Source organism: Nocardioides yefusunii, assembly GCF_004014875.1.
GTDB classification, from domain to species: Bacteria; Actinomycetota; Actinomycetes; order Propionibacteriales; family Nocardioidaceae; genus Nocardioides; species Nocardioides yefusunii.
This window is the reverse complement of record NZ_CP034929.1, coordinates 2,707,077-2,732,283: the sequence shown is the minus strand read 5'-3', so window position 1 is coordinate 2,732,283 and position 25,207 is coordinate 2,707,077. Positions and strand designations below refer to the sequence as shown.

Genomic DNA, 25,207 nt, shown 5'->3' with positions numbered 1-25,207 from the left:
GTGGCGACGTCCTAGGATGCTCTCGCGCCCGCACGCCGATGCGGACGTGGCGCGCCGCGTTAGCTCAGTTGGCAGAGCACCGTACTTGTAATACGGATGTCGTCGGTTCGATTCCGACACGCGGCCCAGCACGCAGCAGCCCCCGACACCGCCTGGCGTCGGGGGCTGCTGCGTCGGTGTGCGTCGAGGTCAGGGCTTGAAGACCCGGACCCAGTCGACCTTGGCGGTGTCGCCGTAGTTCTTCAGGTCCATCAGTTCCCAGTTGGACGTCAGGTTCGACAGGGCCAGGAACTGCGGAGCGTGCGACAGGTTGGTGGTGCTGCGCAGGTACTCGCGTCCGTCGATGCGGAAGACGTACTCCTTCGGCGTCCACTCCATCGAGTAGACCGAGTACTGCTGGGAGTACGACGTCGAGCCGGGGAGCAGCAGCTGCTGGGTGACGCCGTAGACCTGACCGGTCTTGATCACGTCACCCTTCAACGGGGCGCTGTGGGTGTAGGTGCCGATGCCCTTCTGGTGGAAGTCGTCACCGAAGTACTCCATGACGTCGATCTCGACGCCGAGGTCGTTGCGGCCCGGCGTCAGCGCCTGGTTGGGGTGTGACCAGAACGAGGAGTGCATGCCCTGGGCGGAGTGGGCCTGGATGCGGGCGGCGGCGAAACCGTACTTGAACGAGAACTTGTCCTGGGAGTCGATCTGCGTGTTCCGCATGTAGGGCAGGGCGACCTTCTCGCCCTTCGGTGTGGTGTGCCAGCAGGTCTCGTGGGTGCGCCGGGGGTCCTTGGAGACGCCCATGCTCAGGATGCCGCCGGACACCTTCGAACTGGAGCCGTCGGTGATGGCGCAACCGCGCAGACCGTTGCCCAGCGGACGGTGCTGGAACGACCACTTCGCGTCGTCGAGAGACGTGCCGTCGAACTCGTCCTCGAACAGCACCGGGTGCACCTTGGTGGTCACCTCGGTCGAGGTCTCGGCGGTGCCTCCCATGCCCGCCGAGACGACGGCCCGGTGACGCAGGCCTGCTGTGGTCGGGAAGAGCACGTTCCCGGTGGAGTCGGTGCTCTGCCGAGGCCCGTTGACCCAAGCCCCGTTGGTGTACGTCTGCAGTGTCACGGTGCGCCCGGCGCGAGCCGGGACGACCCGGACGTTGACGAGAGCACCGGTGGGGTCAGGCGCTGCTGCCGGCGTGCGACTGGCCTGGGCGAGCGGCGGGATGGCGCCGATCGTCATGCGCTGCTTCTCGACGAGAATGTCGACGGCGGGGGAGATCGACCACTTCGCGGTGACGGGCTTGATCCGCGACTTCCCGCGAGCCTGCAGGAAGACCTTGCGGGCTGCGTCTCGCTTCTTGCCCAGTGACTTCTGGGTCGCGAGACGCTGGTCCCGCTTCGCGGTGGCGTCCTTGATCTTGGACTTCTTGCCGCTCTTGCGCGCCTTCTTGAGGGCGTCGCGTGCCGCCTGGGTGCGCTTCTTGGCGGCGTCCACCTTGGCCTGTGCAGCGTTGAAGTTGCGTTCGGCCTTGGTCAGCGACTTCTTCACCTCCGCGACAGGGGTGTTGCCGATGAAGTCCACGGCCTTGGACTCGACGCGGACAGTGGCGGTGCTGGCGAACTTCACGTTCTTGAAGGTGAAGGTGCCCTTGGTGGTGGTCTTCGTGGTGTGTCGGGTGACCCACTTGCCGCGGGTGAGGACCTGCAGGTCGATGGGGCGCACCTTGGGCGAGCCGATCACGCCGGTGATCGTGCCGGCCTGGTTCGGGAAGAACGACGCGGTGGGCTCGGTGACACGGGCGTAGCCGGTGGCTTGGGCTGCTGCCACCGGAACCACCGCGAGGGATGGATCGGTGCTCGACGCCTGCTGCAGCGGCCCCACGCTCACGGCGAGTGCCACGACGAGTGCGGACGAGGTGAGTGTGGTGACGGTGGTGATCAGGGGGCGCCTGGCGGTGCGGCCCGTGGGCTGAGCGAGTCCGGACATGACTACTCCAAAATTTGCGGGGATTTGAGAGTAGTGCGATCCCTAGATTCGGGTATCTCGTTTCACGTATTCACCCTTTGTTGTCGTTCTTGGAGGATGAATAGGGGTGGGCACGGGAAATGCCGGATGCGCGGAGTGCCGCCCCGGGGTGGGACGGCACTCCGCGCATCTGGTCACGGGCGGCCCGTCAGGAGAAGCGGTGGAGCAGGCTGGGATCAGCGCACGCGCTCTGCGGTGAACTGCATCCTCGGCGTCGCGAAGACGTCCTGGGACTGGACCAGTTGCAGCTCGCGGTCGCCGGAGTCGATGGTGTTCTTGAGCAGGTCCCAGACCGACGACGTCGTCGCCTCGAGCGCCTGCTTGATCGAGCCGGTCTCGTGCAGGTGCGCGGTGAAGAGCGCCGCGGTGACGTCGCCCGAACCGTTGGCCTTGAACGGCAGGTGCGGGGTCTGGACGATCCACGCCTCGTCGGCGGTCGCGGCCAGCATCTCGATCGTGCCCTCGGGGCGGTCGGGACGCTCGACGCTGGTCACCAGGACCACGCGCGGACCCATGGCGATCGCCTTGTCGACCGAGGCGAGGGTGTCCGACAGCGTCAGGGGCTCGGTGCCGGTGAGGTAGCCGAGCTCGAACTGGTTGGGGGTGATCACGTCGGCCACGGGAATGACGCGCTCGCGGATCATCACCGGGACGTCGGGGTGAACGAAGCACCCGGACTTGGCGTTGCCCATCACCGGGTCGCAGGCGTAGATCGCGTCGGGGTTGAGCGCCTTGACCCGGGCGACGGTGTCGATGATGACGTCGGCGATGCCGGCACCACCCTGGTAGCCGGACAGGATCGCGTCGACCTGGGCGAGGCCGCCGCGGGCGTCGATGCCGTCGATCACCGAGCGGACGTCCTCGGGGGCGATGATCGGGCCGCCCCAGTCGCCGTAGCCGGTGTGGTTGGAGTAGTTGACCGTCAGGACGGGCCAGACCTCGTGGCCGCGGCGCTGCAGCGGGAAGACCGCAGCAGAGTTGCCGACATGGCCGTAGGAGACGTGGGACTGGATCGACAGGATCTTCACGCACAGGATTGTCCACCCGGCGACCGTGCTGGAACGACACGGCACGCCGAGCGGACCTGATCAGTGTTCAGGAAGGCCTTCGTTGGCCGTCCTGGACGCGGTCAGGCGATCTTGAGAGAACGCTTCGAGAGGCCCATCCAGAAGCCGTCGATGATCTGCTCCGCAGGTGCGTCCACCGACGTGCCGGCGCCGAGGGCGACGAAGAGCGGGGTGTAGTGCTCGACGGTGGGGTGGGCGTACGGCATGCCCGGCGCCTTGGAGCGGTAGGCGGCGAGCTCGTCGACGTCGCCCTTGCTGATCGCTTCAGCGGCCCAGGCGTCGAAGTCCTTGCTCCACCCCGGCGCCTCCGCGTCGATCCGGAACTCCTTGAGGAACGGCAGGCCGTGGGTGAGGAAGCCGGAGCCGATGACGAGGACGCCCTCGTCGCGCAGTTCGCGCAGGCGGGCGCCGAGGCCCACCAGCGAGGCGGGGTCGTGGGTGGGCAGCGACATCTGCAGGACCGGGATGTCGGCCTCGGGGAACATGATCTTGAGGGGTACCCAGGCGCCGTGGTCGAGGCCGCGAGTGCGGTGCTGGTGGACGGTCTCGCCGTCGGGCATCATCTGCGCGATCCGCTGCGCGAAGGCCGAGGCGTCGGGGGTGTCGTAACGCATCTGGTAGTAGTGCGGCGCGAACCCGCCGAAGTCGTAGACGAGCTCGGCGCGCGAGGCCGAGAGCGTGACCGGTGCGGACTCCCAGTGTGCGGAGACGATCAGGATCGCCTTCGGGCGGTAGGGGAGTGAGCCGGCGAGCTGCTTGAGCTCCGCGCTCCAGACCGGGTCGTCGAGCAGCGGCGGGGCTCCGTGGCCGATGTACAGGGCAGGCATACGTTCCATGCCACCCATAATGTTTGAACTTTAAATAATATTCCAGTCCTCCTGCCCACGGTCTGGGGCAGCGAGGTCGGAAAACGGACGAACGGGCTCCGAAGAGCCCGTTCGTCGTGGCGTGGTGGAGTCACCAGTGCACCGGATCGGCTCCCTGCTCGGCCAGCAGCGCGTTCACCTGACTGAACGGCCGTGACCCGAAGAAACCCCGACGTGCCGACAGCGGCGACGGGTGCGCCGACTCCACCCGCGGCACCGCACCCAGACGTGGTGCCACCGCTTGGGCGTCGCGCCCCCACAGCAGAGCTACGCAGGGCCCCTCGCCCACAGCGTGACGACGAGCCAGGACGTCCACCGCCGCGTCAGTCAGCGACTCCCAGCCACGACGACGGTGCGAACCGGCCTCCCCGGGGCCGACGCTGAGGACCCGGTTGAGCAGCAGCACACCCTGGTCTGCCCACGCCGACAGGTCGCCGTGGACGGAGGGCGGGACACCGAGGTCGGCCTCCCGCTCGGTGAAGACGTTCACCAGCGAACGCGGCAACGGACGTACGTCCGGCGCGGTCGAGAAACTCAGTCCCACCGCGTGGCCGGGCGTCGGGTACGGGTCCTGCCCGATCAGCAACACCCTCACCTGGGCCAACGGCTGCGCGAACGCCCGGAGCAGGTGATCTCGGGCCGGGAGCACACCCCGGCCCGAGGAGATCTCGCCGTCGACGAACGCCTCCAGGCCGGCGAGCAGTTCGTCGAGGTCAGGGCGGACACGCACCAGCGCCTCGTGCCAGTCAGGGGCGATCTGGTCGACGAGTCGGGACACGGCCGGGCCTCAGGCGGTGCGTCGGGCCAGCAGCGTCGAGTCCTCGAGCTGCATCTCAGCACCCTCGCGGACCACCGTGCGGGGACGCTGGTCGAGCGTCACCACCTCGAAGCCCTCAGGAAGGAACTCCACCAGGTCGGCGGCGAAGAACATCGCCGCGCGCTTCTCCTCGTCCATCTGGGCGATGAACGACTCGATCGGGGCGTGCCCGACGACGAGCAGGTGCCCACCCGGTGCAACAGCAGCAGCCAGACGCGGCAGGACGTGCGACATTCCGCCCGCGGCCGGGTGCAGGAAGTGGCTGGTGACGAGGTCCCAGGTACGTCCGCCATCGCCCAAGGGACCAGTGCCCAGCGTGGAGGCGTCGAAGGTGCGGGCGTCGGTCTCCAGCCAGTCGCAGCGCTCCGCGACCCCGGCGCCTTCGGCAGCACGGGCGGCGCGGGCCAGGCCGGCGGCGGAGAAGTCCGCTCCGGTGGCCTGCCAGCCCTGCGTCGCGAGCCAGATGACGTCGGCGCCCTCGCCGCAGCCCATGTCGAGTGCGGTGCCGGGGGTGAGGGTGGAGACCTCGGCGGCCAACTGCGGGTTCACCTTGCCGCTCCAGGTCTGGCCGTCACCGGCGTAGCGCTCCTCCCAGGCGTCGCGTTCGAAGAAGTCAGGGGTGGTGGTCTCGCTCATGGACCCACCTTGCGGCTTTCCACCGGAGCGGGCAAACCATCGTCGCGGTTGCAGTGCTGCGCGTCATGAGGTGGTGCGAAGAGGGGTGCGCGCGGCCCGTGATCCGGGTAGACCTGTCGCATGGGACGCAGACTGAAGCGGATGGCCGGGATCTCGGTGGCAGCAGTGGGAGGGGTCGCGGCCTACGACCTCGTGCAGAAACAGCACGCGATCCTGCGCAACTTCCCCGTCGTGGGGCACTTCCGGTATCTGCTGGAGAAGGTCGGGCCGGAGTTGCGGCAGTACATCGTCACCTCCAACGACGAGGAGCGGCCGTTCTCCCGCGACCACCGCAGCTGGATCTACGCCTCGTCCAAGGGCGAGAACAACTACTTCGGGTTCGGCACCGACAACGACGTCGAACGCAACGTCGGCTACCCGATCATCAAGCACCGCACGTTCGCAGGGACGGGGGCCTCCACCGCACCGCACGCTCGTGAAGGAGTGCCGGTCCCGGTGGCGAAGGTGATGGGGGCCGCCCGCGGACGGCGTCACGCCTTCCGGCCGGCGTCGGTCGTCAACGTCTCCGGGATGAGTTTCGGGGCGCTGTCGGGCGCAGCGATCCGAGCGTTGAACGAGGGCGCGGCGCTCGCCGACTGCCTGCACAACACCGGCGAGGGGGCCTTGTCGCCGCACCACCAGAGGGGCGGCGACCTCGTCTTCCAGATCGGGACGGCCTACTTCGGGTGCCGCGACGAGGACGGGCGGTTCGACCTCGACCGGCTCGTCGACGTGGTGACGTCCAACCCGGTCCGGGCGATCGAGATCAAGCTGTCCCAGGGCGCGAAACCCGGACTGGGCGGGATGCTCCCGGCCGCCAAGGTGAGCCCCGAGATCGCCGCCACGCGCGGCATCCCCGAGGGACAGGACTGTGCCTCGCCGTCGCGGCACACCGCGTTCGGTGACATCGACGAGATGCTCGACTTCGTGGAGCGGATCGCGGACGCCACCGGGCTGCCCGTCGGGATCAAGTCGGCCGTCGGAAACCTCGACTTCTGGGACGACCTCGTCGACCGGATGCGTTCGGGTGAGCGGGGCGTCGACTTCGTCAACGTCGACGGTGGTGAGGGAGGGACGGGTGCTGCGCCGTTGGTCTTCGCCGACTCGGTGGCCTACCCGTTCCGGGTCGGGTTCGCGGAGGTCTACAAGCGGTTCGCGGCCGCCGGACTCCAGGACGACGTCGTCTTCATCGGCGCCGGCAAGCTCGGCCTGCCCGAGAACGCCGTCGTCGCGTTCGCGCTCGGGGTCGACATGGTCAACGTGGGCCGCGAGGCGATGCTCTCGATCGGCTGCATCCAGGCTCAGAAGTGCCACACCGACCACTGCCCGGTCGGGATCGCGACCCAGGACCCGCGCTACACCCGCGGTCTGGACGTCGAGGCGAAGAAGCAGCGTCTGGCCAACTACGTCGTCGCGCTGCGGCGTGACCTGATCAAGGTCTCCGAAGCCGTCGGGGTCTCCCATCCGTCGTTGATCACGGCCGACGACGTCGACCTGCTCGACGCCCAACGCACCGCCACGTCCCTGGGCGAGGTGTACGGCTACGAGCCCGGCTGGGGCGGGTTGCCCACTGAACTGGCCACCGAGATCGATCGTCTGATGACCACCCGCCCCTGACTCGCAGACCCCACCGGTTTGAGTCGTGAAAACCTCGTTTTCACGACTCAAACCGGTGGGGTTCGACCTGCCACGAGCGCTGGTCGCGGAGCTGTTGACGGCGTTGTGCGCGCGTGTAGGCGTTGCTGAGCCGTCGGTCGAACGACGTGCGGTCCACGAGATCGGTGGAGTTCATCGAGACCACCTCGATTCCCGCCTGACGCGCCCGCTCCTCGCGGTCGAGGTCGCGTCGCCTCACGCTCAACGAGTCGTGCACGACGCCGTCGTACTCACCGGCCACCCCGAACTCAGGGTCAAACAGGTCTGGCGTCAGCATGTGCTGTCCAGCTGTCCAGCTGTCGACAGGATCGGGGTGTTGCAGAGCAGGTGCGCCGCGGGGCGAAGGGTGAGCCAGTGCAGGCGCAGGGTCGTCTCCATCGGAGACCACACGTTCTCGCGAGCTTCGCCCACGGCGGAGAGCAAACGGCGTGAGCGCGGCCGACCGCGCAGGCGTTCGGTGTACTCGATGAGTTCCGGGAGCGTCATGACACCTGACCCCACGGCCATGTCTGCCACCTGGACGGCTTCCTCGAACGTCCTCGCGCGCACCATCTCTGCCACTGCCGATCGTTCCGGCCGGGTCAGCGGCAATCCGTCCGACTCGCGCACGTCGTCGTCGAAGAGCCACTCGTGGCACGGCAGCACACCGGGCCTTCGCGGTGTGTGTTGACGGTCTCCGAGCGCCAGCGGAACAGGAAGGAGGGAGCGGTCGGACGCCGTGCCGGGGAACCACTCGGCTCCGAGCCAGTGGAGGGCTGCCCAGCCCGTGACTGCCGTGCCCTGCGGCGCGCCCGCCCATGCCTCGACGATCCGTTGAGCCGTGAGCGTGGGCTCGACGCGTGCCGGGACGTAGAGCCCCGGAGAGGTGCGTCGCCACCCCGCGCCTCGTGCCTGTCCCTTGGTGGGACCGTGCAGGCCGGTGGAGTCGGTGGGGACGGGGATGACGACGTCGGCGCGCGTGATGGTCGTGTCCATGCGTGCAGCCTGAGGCGTCGGCGTCCCGGGAGGGGAGCGTCGTCCACAGGCCCTGCCGCACCCCACCGGTTGGGGTCGTCAAACGGCTGTTGTGACGACTCAAACCGGTGGGGTCTGGCGTTCAGGGGCGGAGCTCCGCCAGCGCGCTGAGGAAGTCCGAGGCCCACTTCGCGACGTCGTACTCCGCCACCTGGGCCCGCATCGCGCGCATCCGTCGGGTCTTGTCCTCGTCGCTCGCGTGGAACGCCTCCAGCAGCGCGACCTTCATGCCGTTGATGTCGTAGGGGTTCACCTGCCAGGCCTGACGCAACTCGTGGGCGGCGCCGGCGAACTCGCTCAGCACCAGCGCACCGTTCTCGTCCCAGCGGCAGGCGACGTACTCCTTGGCCACCAGGTTCATGCCGTCGCGGAACGGGGTCACCACCATCACGTCGGCGGCACGGTAGAGCGCAGCCATCTCCTCGCGCGGGAAGGAGGAGTGCAGGTAGGCGATCGCGGGGGCCCCGAACCGTCCGAGGTCGCCGTTGACCCGACCCACCAGGCGGTCGATGTCGTCACGCAGCAGGCGGTACTGCTCGACGCGTTCGCGCGACGGTGTCGCCACCTGGACGAAGACGCTCTCGCCGACGTCGAGATGACCCTCGGCGACCAGCTCGGAGTAGGCGCGCAGACGGGCATGGATGCCCTTGGTGTAGTCGAGCCGGTCGATGCCCAGGAAGACCGTGCGCGGATTGCCGAGGCGCTCGCGGATCACCCGCGCGCGCTGCTCGACCTCCTCCGAGCGTGCCATCGCCTCGAACTCCGCGGCGTCGATCGAGATCGGGAACGCGGCCGCACGCACGGTGCGTCCCTCGGGCAGGTGCACGAACTCGCCGTCCACCTCGTGCCCGAGCCGGTCCCGGACCAGCCGCACCAGGTTGGCTGCGCCGCCGGGCAGCTGGAAACCGATGAGGTCCGCCCCGAGCAGGCCCTCCAGGATCTGCCGACGCCACGGCAACTGCACGAACAGCTCGTGCGGCGGGAACGGGATGTGCAGGTAGAAGCCGATCTTGAGGTCGGGGCGCAGGTCACGCAGCATCTGCGGGACCAACTGCAGTTGGTAGTCCTGGACCCACACGGTCGCACCGGGGGCAGCGACCTCGGCAGCCCGCTCGGCGAAGCGTCGGTTGACCCGGACGTAGGACTCCCACCACTCGCGGTGGAAGACCGGCTTGGCGACGACGTCGTGGTAGAGCGGCCACAGGGTGGCGTTGGAGAACCCCTCGTAGAACTCCTCGACCTCGTCGCTGCTCAACGACACCGGCACCAGGTGGGTCCCGTCGACGTCGAACGGTTCGAGCTCCTGGTCCGCGCCGCCGGCCCAACCGATCCAGGCCCCGGAGTTGGTGCGCAGCACCGGTTCGAGAGCTGTCACCAGTCCACCCGGCGAGGTCCGCCACGACGTCGTCCCGTCGGGTTCGACCACCTCGTCGACGGGCAGGCGGTTGGCGACGACGACGAGGCTCGGCTGCGGTGTGGGTGTCACGCGGGTCACACTAGCGAGGCGGTCCAGGACTCGCTCGGAACCCGGCGGCGCGGCCCCTTGTCGGGCTGGCCCGACACGGCACTGGCCGGGTGACAGGATCGTCGGCGAGTCACGGCGACGCGAGACTGGAGCCATGCTGAACAACCAGGACGCCACCGTTGGCGTCACGCCGGAGACCCCCGTGCGACGTCGACCCCTCGGCCGTCGTCTCCTCCTCGACTCCGCCTACTCCGTCACCAGCCTGCCGATCGGGGTCGCCACCCTGGTGATCGTCTCGGTCGGGCTCACCGCGGGCGCTGGAATGCTCGTCGTCTGGGTCGGCCTCCCGATCCTGGTGGCCACTCTGGTGACGGCTTCGTGGTTCGCCCGCTTCGAACGCTGGCGTCTGGAGCAGTGGCTCGACCGCGACGTCGCCAGGCCGCTCTACCGCCCGGCCCGCGCCCACCAGCCGCTGTTGACCCGGCTCCTGATGCCGCTGCGGGACCCCCAGAAGTGGCTCGACGTGCTGTGGAGCCTCGTCGGATGGCTCCCCGGAACGGTCTCCTTCATGGTCGTGGTCGTCCTCTGGGCAGAGGTGCTGGGTGGGGCCACGTACGCCCTGTGGGGCAACGTGGGCCGGGAGAACTTCACCTTGGTCTCGGACCTGACGAAACTGCTCGGCGCGGAGTACGGCCGGGCCGAAGCGATCTGGTTCCACGCTGCCTCCGCCGTCGTGGCTGCGCTCGTCCTGCCGTGGGGCGTGCGTGGGGCAGCATGGGTCAGCGCGGCGTCGGCCGACCTCGTCCTGAACGCCCGCGGCGCCGTCGATGCCCGGGTGCGCCGCGCCGATGAGGCACGCGCAGCGGCCCAGAGCGCCGAGGCGGTGGCTCTGCGTCGCCTCGAACGCGACATCCACGACGGACCCCAGCAGCGTCTCGTGCGCCTCGGCATGGACCTGGGGCGGGCGAAGCGTCTTCAGACCACCGACCCGGAACGAGCCGAACTGATCCTCGACGACGCTCTGCGGCAGGCTCGCGACACCCTCGACGAACTGCGTTCCCTCTCGCGCGGCATCGCGCCGCCACTGCTGGTCGATCGCGGTCTGGGGGTCGCGCTCGACGAGCTCGCCGCGCGGAGCGCCGTGCCCGTCACGATGACGCACGCCGTTCCTTCGGGTCTGGGGCCGCACGTCGAGACGGCCGTCTACTTCACCGTCTCCGAAGCACTCACGAACGTCGCCAAGCACTCGGGCGCCGAGTCGGCGACCGTCGAGGTCGGTCCTGACGGCGACGTGTTGCTGGTCCGGGTCACTGATACTGGCGCCGGAGGTGCACACCTGGGCAAGGGGCACGGACTGGCAGGGCTGCGACAGCGGGTCGCGGCGGTCGAGGGAACCTTCGACGTCCGCTCGCCGCTCGGGGGGCCGACGGTGGTGACCGCACGGATCCCGCTGCAGTGACCGGGCCGGGCGTCGGCGAGGCTGGGCGCATGCGCATCGTGATCGCCGACGACTCCGTCCTGCTGCGTCAGGGGCTGGCCCTGCTGCTCACCGAAGCGGGCCACGAGGTGGTCGCTCAGGCCGGGGACGGGCCGGGGTTCGTCAGCTCCATGGAACAGCACCGTCCCGACCTGGGGATCGTGGACGTGCGGATGCCGCCGAGCCACACCGACGAGGGGTTGCGGGCGGCGGTGAAGGTCCGTGCCGAGTGGCCGCAGGCCCGGATCATGGTCCTGAGCCAGTACGTGGAGGTCTCCTACGCCGACGACCTGCTGGCCGCGGACGCCTCGGGCGTGGGCTACCTCCTCAAGGACCGTGTCGCTGACGTCGACGACTTCCTCGCCCACGCGGCGTCGGTCGCGGACGGCGGGACGGTGCTCGACCCCCAGGTGGTGCAGCAACTCTTCACGCGCCAGCGCCGACGCCAGGATCCGGTGGACTCCCTGACGCCGCGCGAGCGTGAGGTGCTGGGGCTGATGGCCGAAGGTCTCTCCAACGGGGAGGTGGCGCGTCGTCTGGTGGTCACCGAGGGGGCCGTGGAGAAGCACACCCAGCGGATCTTCGCCAAGCTCGGTCTCCACGCCGACGGGGGAACGCACCGGCGGGTGCGGGCGGTGCTGAACTGGCTCGGTGCGGGTGCCTCCTGACCCCAGGGGCCTCATCCGTCACATCCACGTCGGCTCCGTGCGTCGCGATGACATGGCTGGGACCTCTCACCTACAGTGGCGCACGGAGCAGCACCGGGTCGCTTCACGAGCCGTAGAGGGAGGACGCATGGAAGCCGCTGAATCTCTCCCCGAGAGTGTCGAGCAGCCGCACGCCACACTGAGTGACCGCGAGATCGCCGTCCTCGCCTTCGAGCGGCAGTGGTTCAAGTACGCCGGAGCCAAGGAACAGGCGATCCGGGAGACGTTCGACATGTCCTCGACCCGCTACTACCAGGTGCTCAACGCGTTGATCGACCGTGACGACGCGCTCGAGTCAGACCCGCTCCTCGTCCGTCGCCTGCGTCGCCTGCGTGAGCAGCGTCAGCGTCAGCGTTCCGCCCGCCGCCTCGGCCTCGAGATCTGAGTCAGACCGCATGTCTTCCCCCTCCCGTCAGGTCAGCTCCCGTACCCGTCGTCGTGACGAGTCCGGCGTCGCCGTGCCGTCTCCCGTCGTCCTGCTGAGCGTGGCAGCGGTGATCGCTGCCGGTGGCGCGTTCGCGCTCACCTCGGGCAACGCGAGTGACGAGGTCAAGGTCCCGATCGCGTCGCCCGAGACGGTCGCGCCGACGCCGAGCGCCACCCCGACTGCCACGCCGAGCGCCACCCCGACGAAGAAGCCCAAGCCCAAGCCGAAGATCAACCGCGGGAAGGTCTACGTCGAGGTCTTCAACAACTCCGGCATCACCGGTCTCGCAGGGCGGACGGCGGCGAAGATCACGGCCGCAGGCTGGCAGGTCGTCGGCAGCGACAACTGGGTCGGCAACATCCCCGCCGACACCGTCTACTACCCGACCCGCCTCAAGGCCGAGGGGAAGCAACTCGCCCTGGACCTCGGGATCGACCGGGTCAAGGTGGCCGTCGAGCCCATGAAGGGCGACCGACTCACCGTCATCCTGACCGGTTGATCGCCGCCCAGGGCCCTCGACGGCATGGTTGAGTGAGCCCATGAGCCAGCACGGGGACCCTCTGGAATCCGGTGACGCAGGGGAGTGCGCCCCTGCGTGGGACGTGCTGCTCGCAGAGCCGCAGCGCTTCGTCGTCGGCCTCGACTTCGACGGCACCCTGGCGCCGATCGTGGACGACCCGACCGCGGCCCACATCCACCCCGACGCCCCGGCGCTGATGGCGGCGGTGGCTGCCCGCACCGGCGGCCTGGCCGTGGTCACCGGACGTCCGGTCCGGCAGGCGCTCGCCCTCGGCGAACTCGAAGAGGTCGGTGCCCTGGTCGAGCGATCCGGTGGTCGCTTCGCGGTCCTGGGGCAGTACGGCAACGAACGCTGGGACGCCCACACGCGGCGTCTCACGACGCCGCTCCCGCCGCGCGGTCTGGCCACCTTCCTGGCCGAACTTCCCGTCCTGCTCCGTCACGCCGACGCGGCCGACGCGTTCGTGGAGTCCAAGGGCCTGGCCGTCGCCGTGCACACCCGCCGGATGCCTGACTCACTGGCCGTCTACGCGCGCCTGGAGGAGCCGTTGACCGCGGCCGCGAAGGCGCACGGGCTCACCGTCGAACCCGGCCGTCAGGTGATCGAGGTCCGGGCCCCCGGCATGGACAAGGGCGTGGCGCTGCGCCGTCTGGTCACCGAGTGGGACGCCGCGAGCGTGCTCTACGCCGGTGACGACCTCGGGGACGTCGAGGCGTTCCTGGCTCTGCGTGACCTGCGATCGGGAGACGGGTTCGACGCCCGGGTCGTCGCGGCCCACACCGGGGACGGCCCTGCCCAACTCCTCGACCTGGCCGACCACAGGGTCGACGGTCCCGCCGGCGTCGTGGCGATGCTGCGCGATCTCCTTGCGCGGCTCGACGAACTCGGCGCCGCCTGAGGTCAGTCCTCGCGGACGTCCACCACGGCTGCGTTGCCGCGGGAGTCGACCTTGACCTCGGCGACGCCACCGTTGCGCAGTCCCTGCTCCAATGAGCGGGCGCGGTCCTGGGAGACGAAGAACGACTCGATGCCGCACCGGGCCCGCCAACCGTCGGAGACGCAGGCCAGGTACGGGCCGGCGTCGGGTGCGGCCGTGAGCCAGCGGCCGGGCTCCAGCACGTCGCTGCCCTCCGCCTCCGGCAGCAGTTCGACGTAGACGTCGCCGTTGGGGGTCTCGAAGGTCTGCTCGTCTCCGGACTCGTCCCAGTCCGCCTGCAGGCCGGGGTAGGAGAGCGTCACGTAGGCGCCGCGGAACGGGTCGATCGGGTCGATCGGCTGGGTGCGCAGCAGATGGGTCTCACCCGTCGCGCGGGCCGAGAGCTGGGGCGCGACCGCCACGGCGACCAACGCGAGCTGGGCCACGACGAGGCCGGTCAGCACGACCGGACGGGGGACGGCGGACAGCCGGTTGCGTGCGGTGCTCATGCCTTGCTCCCGGTGGCGAGCGGGGTGGCGAGTGGGGTGGTGAGTTCGTCGGCCAGTTCGGTCGCCAGACGGCGGCGCGTGCGGTCGAAGCCGAAACCGGTGCCCAGCAGGACGATGCCGAGGGCCACGAAGAGCCAGGCGCCGGTGATGATCTCGCCGAAGACAGCGAAGCTCTGGAACGTCGTGAAGACGACGAGCCCCGCCGTGGCGAGCGTGGTCAACGCACTGGAGTCACGCAGGGTGCCGGAGACGGCCAGCGCGATCGCGAGAGCGACGTAGACCAGGACGCCGACCGCGGCATGGGCCACGTCGCCGGCCCCGATCCGCGAGGTGTCGTCCGCGGCGATCCACGCCGCCATCAGCAGGGCGATGGTGGCGGAGGCAGCGACCACCAATGTTTCGACGGCGTCGAGCCGGTCGCCGCGCCACAGCCCTGAGCCGACGGCGCCGACCGAGATCACGAGCAGCGTCACGTTCCAGGTGCCCCAGGAGAGCTCGAGACCCTCCGACATCGGCAGGCACCCGATGAAGAGCGCGACCAGTGCCAGGGCCGCGCCCACGGTGCGCCACGGCCGGGCGAAGTCGCTCCAGCCGCCGCGGTGCACGGCGGCCAGTGCCACCATCGCGGTGCCGGTGAGGCCGAACGTCCAGATGAAGTCGCCGAAGGTCGATTCCGCGGCGACGCCTTGCCACACACTCCACGCGGCGGTGCCGGCCAGGCCGACGAGCAGCGGACCCCGGGCACGGGTGACGTAGGCGTGCAGCAGTGCGGCTGCACCCCAGGCGCCGAGCAGGCTCGGTTCGTACGCGGGCACCTGCAGGCTCTGGGCGGCTTGGAAGACCACGGCTCCGATCGCGAAGGCGGCGAGCGTCCGGCCGGCTCCCACGACGACGCGTGAGGTGCCGCGCTGGTGGAGTACCTCGGACCCGAGGAGGAAGAACAGCCACAGGGCCGTCACGACGCCGAACCTCAGGCCGGGGGAGAGGTCCTCCAGGTTGCTGGCGACCAACCAGATCAGCCCGACGCCGAAGAAGGCGGCACCGAGACCGAGCAGGAGACGTCCGAGCGAGAAGCCGCGACTGGGGCTGTAGCGGGCGAGGACGACCTCCATCTGTGCCGACGTGACGAGGCCTTCGGCCTGCCAGGCCAGGGACTCCTCCCGCAGCCAGACCAAGCGGTCGCGAGGCGCCGTGCGAACGGGTGCGGGCAGCCCGGGCGGGGCGGCGTCGGGGGAGGCCGACGAGACGGTCGAGCCCGTGGGTGGCATGGTCATACGGCCATCGTGGTGCAGACCGGTGCGGGCCGTCATGAGTTCGGGTACTCATCGCGGCATCGGCATCGGCATCGGCATGACGTCGTGCATGCCCTGTGGTCGCGGATCGAGCCGGTCCAGACGTGCGTCAGGCCATTTCACTGATTTCGGGGACCGCGGTGCTAAGGCGTTCCTAGACTCCCCGGAGCAGCGCGCGGCGGCTCAAGGTCGCAGGGAGGGGAGCCCGAGCGTGCACGAGGCACTCGGAGGTCCCAAGACATGCGACGACTGACGGCGCGGAGACGCGCACGCGGCGAGAACGGCGTGGCCGCTGTCGAGTTCGCGTTGATCCTGCCGATCTTCCTGATGCTGCTCTTCGGCATCATCGACTTCGGTTACATGATCAACCGGGCTTCGGTGATCAACAACGCTGCGCGAGACGCGGTGCGCGTCGCCACCTTTGAGGGCGCCACTGAGACGCAGGTGCTCAACACCGCACGCCAGTCCCTGGACGGCATGAGGGGGGCGAACCCCACGTTGGGTTGCCGCCCCGGCCCCCGCAACCGCGAACCCGTCTGTGTCTTCAACAGCCGCAAGACCGACGACGAGGTCTTCGTCAGGGTGTCCTACACCCACGAGTTCATCAGCCCGATCTCGATCTTCTTCCCCGGTGGGATCAGGCTCGATCGCACGTCCGAGATGAGGGTCGAATGAAGTCCGTACTGAACGCTGCCCGACGCAGACTCGCCACTCGCGGCGAGGACGAGCGGGGCGCCTACGCGATTCTCGTCTCGTTCGTTCTGCTGGTGGTCCTGGCGTGCGCCGCGATCGCCGTGGACATCTCTCTGCAGGTCGAGTCCAAGCAACGTCTCAAGGACACGATGGACGCGGTGGCGCAGTCGGCGGTGTTCGAACTGGACAACGGTAGAGCCGCAGTGGAAACGCGCGTCCGCACCACCGCTGCACGCCTGGACCCTGACGCAGCACCTGTCGTCGACACCTGGTGCGTGGTCGCCGCGACCGACACGACGCCGCCGGCCCCTGACCGCCGTCAGATTCCCAGCACCTGCAACCCCGGCAAGGGTGAGCCCTACACGGCCGCGCGCTACCCGGGGCAGGTCTGTGACGAGTCGCTCTGCTTCATCCCGTGCGACACCACGATCGCCAAGGCCAAGTGCAACACCGTGCGCGTGTCGGACGAGAAGGTCGTGCCGTTCAAGTTCGCTCCCGCGATCGGGTACGACGAGGGGCGCACCGGTGAGGTCGTCTCCATCGCCTGCCGTGGCACCTGCGGCAACGAGGTCTACCGCCCGATGGACATCGTGATCATGGCTGACCGCACCGTCTCGATGGAGCCCGAGGACGTCACCGAGATGACGTCGGGAATCCGTTCTTCGCTCGAGATCATGAATCCGGCACTGCAGTACGTGGCGCTCGGGACCATCCACAAGAGCGAGACGCGCGCCTACACGAAGAACGGTGTGCCCTGTGCGACGGCGCCCGCGGGCGTCAAGCAAGGGCGGTACCTGAACTCCGGGAACACGACCAAGACCCACCGGAAGTCGGACGTGAACTACGGCGAGACGGTCTACGTCCCGAAGACCAGCAACACCTCGGGCACGCACTACTTCACCAACTCCTCCGACGCGGACAAGTGGGACGGCACGAAGCCCCGTCTGGTGAAGTCGGACGGCAAGGCGACGCAGGGTTCCTGGGTTCCCGTCGGTTTCAGCAACGGCTTCCTCGCTGACCCTTCCACCGGCGCCATCAACGCCAACGACCCGTTGGTCAAGGGAATGGACTGCATGGTCCGGGCCGAGGGGCAGTCCAACAACGGCACGCATCTCGCTGCTGCGCTCAAGGGTGCCGCGCGGTACCTGCTCTACGACGGCAACGCTTCGCTGCGTGCCCTGCCGGACCGCGGTGAGGACCTGACGCCGCAGAAGGTCATCATCTTCGAGACCGACGGTGAGCCCTCCGAACACACGCTCGACGCCGAGCATCGGCTCTCGACGACGTACTCCGGGATCAACAGCCCCGGCGACTTCGGAGGCTCGTCGACCGAGACGGGATGCACCAACCTGGAGAAGATCGCCACCGAGGCCAAGAATGCTGGCATCCGGATCATCTCGATCGCCTACGGCAAGGCCAACACGGCCGAGTGCAAGAAGAACTCCCCGGTGCGCAACACCTTGGCCAAGATCGCTTCGCCCGACGCGGACGGCAAGGCGGCGACGGCCAGCGACTGTTCCAAGGAGGCGGAGCGGATCGCGGAGAACGCCGACGGTGACGACTTCTACTGCGCCGCCACCGGTGAAGAGCTCAAGGACACCTTCCGATCCGCTCTCACGTCCCTGAGCAAGTCCGTCAAACTCCTGCGCATGCCCTCCTGAGCGCATCGCCCGAGTCCGAGACGAACCTCGCTGACGCCACCCCGGAACACTCCGGGGTGGCGTTTGCACTCGTTGGGGGCGAGTGCTAAACATGGCATTGGCACTCTCCCTGTGAGAGTGACAACAGCACTGGTGGTGTTGAGGCCGCAGGCGCAGGCGGGAATGGTCCGTCGACGCCACGGTCGTCCGTCGCGGGCAACACACCGGGGCCACCATCCCGACTCCCGAAAAGGACTCGCAGGAGCTATGCCGAAGCTGATTGCTTTCAACGAGGAGGCCCGTCGCGGCCTCGAGCGTGGAATGAACACCCTCGCCGACGCCGTCAAGGTGACCCTCGGTCCCAAGGGCCGCAACGTCGTCCTGGAGAAGAAGTGGGGCGCCCCCACGATCACCAACGACGGCGTCTCCATCGCCAAGGAGATCGAGCTCGAGGACCCGTACGAGAAGATCGGTGCCGAGCTCGTCAAGGAGGTCGCCAAGAAGACCGACGACGTCGCGGGTGACGGCACCACCACCGCAACCGTCCTGGCTCAGGCCATGGTTCGCGAGGGTCTCCGCAACGTCGCTGCCGGCGCCAACCCGATGGGTCTGAAGCGCGGCATCGAGGCTGCAGTCGCCTCCGTCTCCACCCAGCTCCTGGCCATGGCCAAGGACGTGGAGACCCGCGAGCAGATCGCCGCCACCGCCACCATCTCCGCCGGTGGCGACACCACCGTCGGTGACGCCATCGCCGAGGCGATGGACAAGGTCGGCAAGGAAGGCGTCATCACCGTCGAGGAGTCGAACACCTTCGGCATCGACCTCGAGCTCACCGAGGGCATGCGCTTCGACAAGGGCTACATCTCGGCCTACTTCGTCACTGACACCGAGCGCATGGAGACGGTCCTCGAGGACCCCTACATCCTCATCGCGAACTCGAAGATCTCGAACGTCAAGGACCTCCTCCCGATCCTCGAGAAGGTCATGCAGTCCGGCAAGCCGCTGCTGATCCTCGCCGAGGACGTCGAGGGCGAGGCCCTGTCGACCCTGGTCGTCAACAAGATCCGTGGCACCTTCAAGTCGGCCGCCGTCAAGGCTCCCGGCTTCGGTGACCGCCGCAAGGCCATGCTCCAGGACATCGCCATCCTCACCGGTGGTCAGGTCATCTCCGAGGAGGTCGGCCTCAAGCTGGAGACCGCTGGTCTCGAGCTGCTCGGCACCGCCCGCAAGGTCGTCATCACCAAGGACGAGACCACCATCGTCGAGGGCTCGGGGGACCAGGCTCAGATCGAGGGTCGCGTCAACCAGATCCGCGCCGAGATCGAGAAGTCGGACTCCGACTACGACCGCGAGAAGCTCCAGGAGCGCCTCGCCAAGCTCGCCGGTGGCGTCGCCGTCATCAAGGTCGGCGCAGCCACCGAGGTCGAGCTCAAGGAGCGCAAGCACCGCATCGAGGACGCCGTTCGCAACGCGAAGGCTGCCGTCGAAGAGGGCATCGTCGCCGGTGGTGGCGTCGCTCTCGTCCAGGCCGCCGCTGTCGCCTTCGACGACCTCGGTCTCGTCGGCGACGAGGCCACCGGTGCCAACATCGTCCGCGTCGCCACCGAGGCTCCGCTCAAGCAGATCGCGATCAACGCTGGTCTCGAGGGTGGCGTCGTCGCGGAGAAGGTGCGCAACCTTCCCTCCGGCGAGGGCCTCAACGCGGCCACCGGCGAGTACGTCGACATGATCGCCTCCGGCATCATCGACCCCGCCAAGGTGACCCGCTCGGCTCTGCAGAACGCTGCCTCCATCGCGGCTCTGTTCCTCACCACCGAGGCCGTTGTCGCCGACAAGCCGGAGAAGGCTGCCGCTGGCGGCGACCCGACCGGTGGCATGGGCGGCATGGACTTCTGATCCTGACGCCTGCGTCAGCATCACCCGCACCAGCGCGACCCCGTCGTTCCCTCGCGGAGCGGCGGGGTCGCTGCGTTCGACCGGTGCCTCGCTAGATTCGGGGCCATGACGAACGACCTGTTCCGCGCCAACCTCCGTACCCGAAGGTCCACGCCACTCGCTTGGCAGAGACGGTCTTCACCGGCCTCGGGACGGCCCTGATCGCTCCCGCGCAGCTCAATGCTGCGGTGCGTCGAGGACTGCACGGCGCGACGGCGCTCGCCGGTGCCGCAGGTACTGCTCTCGTCGTCTCCCAGCAGGAAGGGCAGAGGTCTCGCGCTGTCCCTGCCGGCGTCGCCGCCGGGGCCGTGCTGCTCGGCGTCAGCGTGGTCGGGGTGAAACTCGACGCGAGCCTCGAGCAGTGGTTGAGGCGCCGCGGCGTGAAGCGTCCGCGTGTCTGGATGGGGGCGGTGGCCGGAGCGGTGACGCTGGTGAGTGCATGGGCGGGTGACTTCTCGCCTGAAGTGACGGAATCCGAAATCCGGGAAGGTGCCGAGGGCAGCGGCGACGGCGGTAACGAGAGTGCGTCGGCCTAGAAGACGTTGCGGGCCCGGAACTGCACCGAGATCCGCGGCCCGGCCTGGGCCTGTTTGGGCACTGCGTGCTCCCAGGTGCGCTGGCACGACCCGCCCATGACGACGAGATCCCCGTGGCCGAGTGTGAGGCTCAACGAGCCGCCCACGCCGTCGGCAGGTACGACCCCCTCGCGCGGACGCAGCGCAAGGCGTCGTGGATCGCCCAGGGAGACGATCGCGATCATCGTGTCGTGGGTGCGCCCGCGTCCGACCGTGTCCCCGTGCCACGCCACGGAGTCCTGGCCGTCACGGTAGAAGCAACACCCGGCCGTCACGAACGGTTCGCCGAGCTCGGGCAGGTAGTGCTCGTTCAGGGCCGACATCGCCTCGGTCAACGCGGGATGAGGCAGCGTCGCACCGATCCCGTAGGTGTGGAGCAATCGCGGGACGTGGACGAGGCGCTCGTACATCTGGCGTCGTTCGGCATGCCACGGGACCTCCTCCGCCATCGTGGCGAAGACCCCGTCGGGATCGCCCAGCCAGCCGCGCTGGACGTCGACCCAGGCGGCGCTCTGGTGCTCGGTGCCGGACGAGAGCCACGTCCGATCGGGGCGCAGTGGCGCCGGAGTGGTCGCGTCGGAGGCGAAGAGCGTCGACTGGAAGTGCATGCGAGCGACGCTATCGAACGCATGTTCGAATCTGCAAGGCTCTCCGTTCTGGCCGTGACGGGCTCGGAAGACCGCTCCGGGCCTTGACGCGGCGCGGTAGCGTGGCGCCGACGTCGACTCCTGGGGAGGGGGGACATGACGGGCACTTCTGCTCACGCGCCGACGCCGGCTCGAGGTGTCGTGCTGCCGACGACGCCCCCTGCGGCCCGTATCCGGGACCTCCGCAAGAGCTACGGCAAGGGGGCTGCGCGGGTCGACGCGCTCGCCGGGGTCAGCCTCGACATCGAGGAGGGTGAGTTCACGGCCGTCATGGGTCCCAGCGGTTCGGGGAAGTCGACGCTGATGCACTGCTGCGCCGCCCTCGACCACGCCGACTCCGGGGAGGTCTGGATCGGGAACTCCGAGATCATGCGGCTCGGCGACGACGCCCTGACCCGGATGCGACGCGACGAGATCGGGTTCGTCTTCCAGTCCTTCAACCTCGTGCCCACACTCACGGCCGAGGAGAACATCCTGCTCCCGCTCTCGATCGCGGGCCGCAAGCCCGATCGTCGGTGGTTCGGGAAGGTGATCCGCACCGTCGGGCTCGAGGACCGTCTCGGGCACAAGCCCAACCAGCTCTCCGGTGGCCAGCAGCAGCGGGTCGCCGTCGCGCGGGCGCTCGTGAGCCGTCCGACGATCGTCTTCGCCGACGAACCCACCGGCAACCTCGACTCCCGCTCGGGAGCGGAGGTCCTGGGACTGCTGCGCCGCAGCGTCGACGACCACGGACAGACCGTCGTCATGGTCACCCACGACGCCGCGGCGGCGGCCTGGACCGACCGAGTCGTCTTCCTGGCTGACGGACGGGTGGTCGAGGAGATCCGCCGACCCACCCGTGAACGCGTGCTCCAGGTGATGACGGCGATGACCGACCTCGTCGGTTCCGATCCCGCCACGGACGGCTGAGCATGTTCCGGGCGGCGCTGCGCAGCCTGCTCGGTCGCAAGGTGCGGTTGCTCATGAGCACCTTCGCGATCGTCCTCGGCGTGGGTTTCGTCGCCGGGACGTTGGTCTTCACCGACACCCTCAACCGCAGCTTCACCGCACTGTTCGCCTCGACGGTCGGCGACGTGGTCGTCGAACCGGACCTCACTGCGCATGCGAACGAGAAACGCAACGCCGCGGCGGCCCGCAAGGACCGGACCCTGCCCGGGTCGCTGGTCCGTGACCTCGAACGGGTCGAGGGCGCAGCGCGTGCCGACGGGAACGTGCTGGATGCCGCCTACGTGGTCGACGTCAACGGCAAGGTGATGGGCGGACTCGGCACGGCGCTGGCCAGCAACTGGACCGGGGCGCCGGCCGGGCACGGCCTCACCGGGCTGGAGATCGTGACCGGCCGGGCTCCCGAGACGCCGGACGAGGTCGTCCTCGACGCTGCCACCGTGCGTCGGTCCGGGCACGTCGTCGGCGATGAGGTCACCGTCGTCACCAGCGGCGACGACGGTGTCCTGCGGCCCGAGCTGGTGGGCGTGGCCGACTTCGCCGAGGGCGGCTCGTTCAGCGGCGCGACCTGGCTGGCCATGACCACCGACGCCACCCAGGATCTCTTCCTCTCCGGCAAGAACCGCTTCACCAGCATCTGGGTCACTGCCGCTCCCGGTGTGACCCAGAGCCAGTTGCGTGACCGGGTGGCCGCGGTCGTCGGCGACGACGTCCGGGTCCGGACCGGCGACGAGGTCGCGGACGAGTCGGCCACCCAACTGCTCACCGCGGTCTCGTTCCTCACCACGTTCCTGCTGGTCTTCGCCGGGATCTCGCTGGTGGTGGGCGCGTTCCTGATCGTCAACACGTTCTCGATCCTCGTGGCGCAACGCAGCCGCGAGCTGGCGCTGCTGCGGGCGCTGGGTGCCTCACGACGCCAGGTCACCGCCTCGGTGATGCTGGAGGCGGTGGTGCTCGGGATTCTCGGGTCCACGTTCGGTGTACTGCTGGGCATCGCCACCGCAGCCGCGATCCGTGCCCTGTTCAGCACCTTCGGACTCGACCTCTCGGGTCAGCCCCTGGTGCTCGGCGCACGTACGTTCGTGGCCTCCTACGCTGTCGGAGTGGCGGTCACGGTGGCGGCTGCTTGGTTCCCGGCCCGACGATCGGCCCGGATCGCGCCGGTGCAGGCGATGCGCGACGACGTCGCGATGCCGGAGACGTCCCTGCGCCGCCGGTTCGGTCTGGGCCTGGGGTTGGTCGCCTTCGGCGTGCTGGCCTGGGTGGGGCAGGGAGTCCTGCCGCACCCCGGATGGTGGGTGGGGGCCGGTGCGCTGGCGATCCTGTTGGGTGTCGCCTCGGCACTGCCGGTGCTGTGCCGTCCCTTCCTCGCGCTCGCTGCGGGGCTCTTCGCGGCCCTTGCCCAGACACCGGGACGCCTGGCGGGCCAGAACGCGTTGCGCAACCCTCGTCGTACCTCCGCGACCGCTGCCGCCCTCATGATCGGGCTGGCGTTGGCCGGCACCATGTCGATCGTGGGGGAGTCGGCGCGGGCCAGCGTCGACAAGGCACTCGCGGACTCGTTCACCGGCGACTACGTCGTCCAGGACGCGGTGGGGCAACCGTTCGCGCCGTCGGTGAAGCGTGCGCTCGCGAAGGTCGACGGGGTCACCGAGGTGGCTGCGCAACGCTGGACGCTGGCGCAGGTCGGGACGTTGCCGCAGCTCCTCGTCGCGGTCGACCCCGATGACCTCACCGGTCTGTTCGCCGTCGACCGGGTCGCGGGGGAAGTGACCCGGCTGCGCCGCGACGAGGTGATGGTGTCGCAGGGAGAGTCCGCGCGCACCGGTCTCGGCGTGGGAGACACCTGGACGGCGGAGGTGGATGGCAAGCCCGTCTCGTTGGACGTGGTGGGCGTCTTCGCCGACACCCCGGTGCTCAAGGGCGAAGTGGTCACCGGGTTCGACTCGCTGGCCGGGATGGGGTTGCCGCGGCGGGACAACTTCGTCGTGGTGGCCGCAGGCTCTCCCGGGCTGCTGGTCGAACGCGGCATCCGTGACGCGGTGGCTGATCTGCCCACCGTGAACGTCTCTGACCAGGCCTCCTATGCGGCGGAGCAGCGCCGCCCGATCGACCAGATGGTGACGATGGTCTTCGCGCTGCTCGGTCTGGCGCTGGTGATCGCGGTGCTGGGGATCGTCAACACTCTCGTGCTGTCGGTGATGGAGCGGACCAAGGAGATCGGCCTGCTCCGGGCGGTGGGGCTGTCCCGGAGCCAGACCCGCCGGATGGTGACACTGGAGTCGGTCGCGATCGCCGCATTGGGGGCCGCGACGGGGCTGGTGCTGGGCGTCGTCTTCGGCGTCGTCCTCATGGGCTCTCTCCGGGACCAGGGGCTGGACGTGGTCCGGGTGCCGTGGGGACAGTTGGCCGTCTTCGGCGCGGTGGCGCTGGTGGTGGGCGTGCTCGCTGCGGTGGCACCGGCCCGACGAGCCGCCAAGCTCGACGTCCTCGCAGCGATCTCCGCCACCTGAGGTTCGGCACGCCGTGGCGTGCGCTGATTCTTCCGTCCGCGGATTTGTTCCCAATCTGGGTACGGACACGATGTATCGCTAATAGCCTCAGCGGCGTGGGGCAGACGACGGAGACTCGTGAGTTGAAGCACGTGGTGGTGCGCGAGCACGTCCGCGAACTACTACGTGGAGCGGCACCGGGCACCCCGGCGCCGTCCGAACGGGAGCTCGTCTCCCAGTTCGGGGTGGCGCGGATGACTGTGCGGCAGGCACTCGACGCGCTCGTCGTCGACGGCCTCCTGGAACGCGTCCCGGGACGTGGCACGTTCGTGGCCCCGCCGCGGGCGAGGATGATCCAGGTCTCCTCGTTCTCCGAGGGGCTGGCCCGTCGCGGTCTGATGGCACAGTCCCAGACCCTGCTGGCCCGCTACGAGCAGGCTGGCCCGGGTGTGGCCCGTGCGCTCGAGATCGAGCCCGGCATGACCGTCGTGCACTGGAAGCGTCTGCGTCGTGCAGGTGGTCAGGTGATCGGTCTCCAGGACGTCTACCTCGACGAGACGTTGTTCCCCGGATTCCTGGACCGCCCGCTTCCGGACAGCTTCTACGAGTCGCTCACGGCGCGGGGCATGCGTCCCACGTGGGCCGAGGACTCCCTCAACGCCGAACTGCCCACCCCCGAGGAGCAGGCGCTCCTGGAGATGGAGGCCGGTCAGCCGGTGCAGCGCGTCTCGCGTCGGGCCCTGTGGAACGACAAGGTCGTCGAGGTCTCCCGTTCGGCCTACCGCTCGGACCGGCACACCCTCTACCTGCAGCTGGGCGACTTCACCTGAGCCGCCCCGCCTGACGTGCCGCGCCT

24 protein-coding genes and 1 tRNA gene are annotated in these 25,207 nt (G+C 69.1%); 14 read left to right on the top strand and 11 right to left on the bottom strand.

Translation table 11 applies throughout. The features are described from left to right. The first annotated feature begins 53 nt into the window (after positions 1-53). Positions 54-126: transfer RNA gene (locus tag EOV43_RS12490), tRNA-Thr, on the top strand. Between the two features lie 63 nt (positions 127-189). On the opposite strand, the gene EOV43_RS12485 is transcribed toward EOV43_RS12490, so the two are convergent. The 5 genes from EOV43_RS12485 to EOV43_RS12465 all read right to left on the bottom strand — a co-directional run bounded on the left by EOV43_RS12485 (position 190) and on the right by EOV43_RS12465 (position 5,402). After that, a complete protein-coding gene (locus tag EOV43_RS12485; protein WP_128221583.1) occupies positions 190-1,977 on the bottom strand; it encodes a glycoside hydrolase family 16 protein in 1,788 nt (595 codons plus the stop codon). Between the two features lie 215 nt (positions 1,978-2,192). After that, on the bottom strand, positions 2,193-3,044 hold the full coding sequence (gene pdxY, locus EOV43_RS12480; RefSeq protein WP_128221582.1) for a pyridoxal kinase PdxY: 852 nt from the start codon (positions 3,042-3,044) through the stop codon (positions 2,193-2,195). 101 nt (positions 3,045-3,145) lie between these two features. After that, positions 3,146-3,919 carry a dioxygenase family protein gene (locus EOV43_RS12475; protein ID WP_128221581.1) on the bottom strand — a complete coding sequence of 258 codons (774 nt, stop codon included), beginning with the start codon at positions 3,917-3,919 and terminating at the stop codon, positions 3,146-3,148. 121 nt (positions 3,920-4,040) lie between these two features. Further along, on the bottom strand, positions 4,041-4,727 hold the full coding sequence (locus EOV43_RS12470; protein WP_128221580.1) for a uracil-DNA glycosylase: 687 nt from the start codon (positions 4,725-4,727) through the stop codon (positions 4,041-4,043). Between the two features lie 9 nt (positions 4,728-4,736). Then, complete coding sequence (locus EOV43_RS12465; RefSeq protein ID WP_128221579.1) at positions 4,737-5,402, bottom strand: class I SAM-dependent methyltransferase; 666 nt, start codon at positions 5,400-5,402, stop codon at positions 4,737-4,739. A gap of 120 nt (positions 5,403-5,522) precedes the next feature. On the opposite strand from EOV43_RS12465, the gene EOV43_RS12460 reads away from it, so the two are divergent. Then, positions 5,523-7,058, top strand: coding sequence for an FMN-binding glutamate synthase family protein (locus EOV43_RS12460; protein WP_239022117.1), 1,536 nt, complete (start codon positions 5,523-5,525; stop codon positions 7,056-7,058). Positions 7,059-7,098: 40 nt separating this feature from the next. Here EOV43_RS12460 and EOV43_RS12455 read toward each other — a convergent pair whose 3' ends face one another. The 3 genes from EOV43_RS12455 to EOV43_RS12445 all read right to left on the bottom strand — a co-directional run bounded on the left by EOV43_RS12455 (position 7,099) and on the right by EOV43_RS12445 (position 9,597). Then, entirely contained in the window at positions 7,099-7,374 is a 276-nt protein-coding gene (locus EOV43_RS12455; protein WP_128221578.1) for a hypothetical protein, read from the bottom strand. Beyond that, on the bottom strand, positions 7,368-8,072 hold the full coding sequence (locus EOV43_RS12450) for a hypothetical protein (RefSeq protein WP_128221577.1): 705 nt from the start codon (positions 8,070-8,072) through the stop codon (positions 7,368-7,370). Before EOV43_RS12450 ends, EOV43_RS12455 begins: the two co-directional genes overlap by 7 nt. Positions 8,073-8,193: 121 nt before the next feature. Beyond that, complete coding sequence (locus EOV43_RS12445; RefSeq protein WP_239022116.1) at positions 8,194-9,597, bottom strand: alpha,alpha-trehalose-phosphate synthase (UDP-forming); 1,404 nt, start codon at positions 9,595-9,597, stop codon at positions 8,194-8,196. A gap of 133 nt (positions 9,598-9,730) precedes the next feature. On the opposite strand from EOV43_RS12445, the gene EOV43_RS12440 reads away from it, so the two are divergent. The 5 genes from EOV43_RS12440 (at position 9,731) to otsB (ending at position 13,605) form a co-directional block, all read left to right on the top strand. Then, on the top strand, positions 9,731-11,035 hold the full coding sequence (locus EOV43_RS12440; RefSeq protein ID WP_128221575.1) for a sensor histidine kinase: 1,305 nt from the start codon (positions 9,731-9,733) through the stop codon (positions 11,033-11,035). A gap of 29 nt (positions 11,036-11,064) precedes the next feature. Further along, the gene (locus EOV43_RS12435) at positions 11,065-11,721 is read left to right on the top strand and encodes a response regulator (RefSeq protein ID WP_128221574.1); all 657 of its coding nucleotides are present in this window, start codon (positions 11,065-11,067) and stop codon (positions 11,719-11,721) included. A gap of 127 nt (positions 11,722-11,848) precedes the next feature. After that, positions 11,849-12,145, top strand: coding sequence for a DUF3263 domain-containing protein (locus tag EOV43_RS12430; RefSeq protein WP_128221573.1), 297 nt, complete (start codon positions 11,849-11,851; stop codon positions 12,143-12,145). Positions 12,146-12,155: 10 nt separating this feature from the next. Beyond that, positions 12,156-12,686 (top strand): LytR C-terminal domain-containing protein, encoded by a 531-nt coding sequence (locus EOV43_RS12425; RefSeq protein ID WP_128221572.1) that lies wholly within the window; start codon positions 12,156-12,158, stop codon positions 12,684-12,686. 40 nt (positions 12,687-12,726) lie between these two features. Further along, the gene (gene otsB / locus EOV43_RS12420) at positions 12,727-13,605 is read left to right on the top strand and encodes a trehalose-phosphatase (protein ID WP_128221571.1); all 879 of its coding nucleotides are present in this window, start codon (positions 12,727-12,729) and stop codon (positions 13,603-13,605) included. 2 nt (positions 13,606-13,607) lie between these two features. Here the strand turns inward: otsB and EOV43_RS12415 are convergent, their stop codons facing one another. Next, a complete protein-coding gene (locus tag EOV43_RS12415; protein ID WP_128221570.1) occupies positions 13,608-14,132 on the bottom strand; it encodes a GDYXXLXY domain-containing protein in 525 nt (174 codons plus the stop codon). Next, positions 14,129-15,406, bottom strand: coding sequence for a DUF2157 domain-containing protein (locus EOV43_RS12410; protein ID WP_164878669.1), 1,278 nt, complete (start codon positions 15,404-15,406; stop codon positions 14,129-14,131). The genes EOV43_RS12415 and EOV43_RS12410 overlap by 4 nt, the downstream gene beginning before the upstream one ends. Positions 15,407-15,664: 258 nt before the next feature. On the opposite strand from EOV43_RS12410, the gene EOV43_RS12405 reads away from it, so the two are divergent. From EOV43_RS12405 to EOV43_RS12390, 4 genes are all read left to right on the top strand, one after another. After that, positions 15,665-16,099, top strand: coding sequence for a TadE family protein (locus EOV43_RS12405; protein ID WP_128221568.1), 435 nt, complete (start codon positions 15,665-15,667; stop codon positions 16,097-16,099). Next, complete coding sequence (locus EOV43_RS12400; RefSeq protein WP_128221567.1) at positions 16,096-17,778, top strand: Tad domain-containing protein; 1,683 nt, start codon at positions 16,096-16,098, stop codon at positions 17,776-17,778. Before EOV43_RS12405 ends, EOV43_RS12400 begins: the two co-directional genes overlap by 4 nt. Before the next feature lie 246 nt (positions 17,779-18,024). Then, positions 18,025-19,653 carry a chaperonin GroEL gene (gene groL, locus EOV43_RS12395; RefSeq protein ID WP_128221566.1) on the top strand — a complete coding sequence of 543 codons (1,629 nt, stop codon included), beginning with the start codon at positions 18,025-18,027 and terminating at the stop codon, positions 19,651-19,653. A gap of 161 nt (positions 19,654-19,814) precedes the next feature. Further along, the gene (locus EOV43_RS12390) at positions 19,815-20,228 is read left to right on the top strand and encodes a hypothetical protein (RefSeq protein WP_128221565.1); all 414 of its coding nucleotides are present in this window, start codon (positions 19,815-19,817) and stop codon (positions 20,226-20,228) included. Here EOV43_RS12390 and EOV43_RS12385 read toward each other — a convergent pair. Then, on the bottom strand, positions 20,225-20,875 hold the full coding sequence (locus EOV43_RS12385; protein WP_128221564.1) for an alpha-ketoglutarate-dependent dioxygenase AlkB: 651 nt from the start codon (positions 20,873-20,875) through the stop codon (positions 20,225-20,227). The genes EOV43_RS12390 and EOV43_RS12385 overlap by 4 nt on opposite strands. A 135-nt stretch (positions 20,876-21,010) precedes the next feature. Here EOV43_RS12385 and EOV43_RS12380 point away from each other — a divergent pair, with 135 nt between their 5' ends. The 3 genes from EOV43_RS12380 to EOV43_RS12370 all read left to right on the top strand — a co-directional run bounded on the left by EOV43_RS12380 (position 21,011) and on the right by EOV43_RS12370 (position 25,181). After that, on the top strand, positions 21,011-21,823 hold the full coding sequence (locus EOV43_RS12380) for an ABC transporter ATP-binding protein (RefSeq protein ID WP_128221563.1): 813 nt from the start codon (positions 21,011-21,013) through the stop codon (positions 21,821-21,823). A gap of 53 nt (positions 21,824-21,876) precedes the next feature. Then, a complete protein-coding gene (locus tag EOV43_RS12375) occupies positions 21,877-24,372 on the top strand; it encodes an ABC transporter permease (RefSeq protein WP_239022115.1) in 2,496 nt (831 codons plus the stop codon). 95 nt (positions 24,373-24,467) lie between these two features. After that, positions 24,468-25,181, top strand: a complete 714-nt coding sequence (locus EOV43_RS12370; protein WP_128221561.1) for a GntR family transcriptional regulator — start codon at positions 24,468-24,470, stop codon at positions 25,179-25,181. The last annotated feature ends 26 nt before the right edge of the window (positions 25,182-25,207 follow it).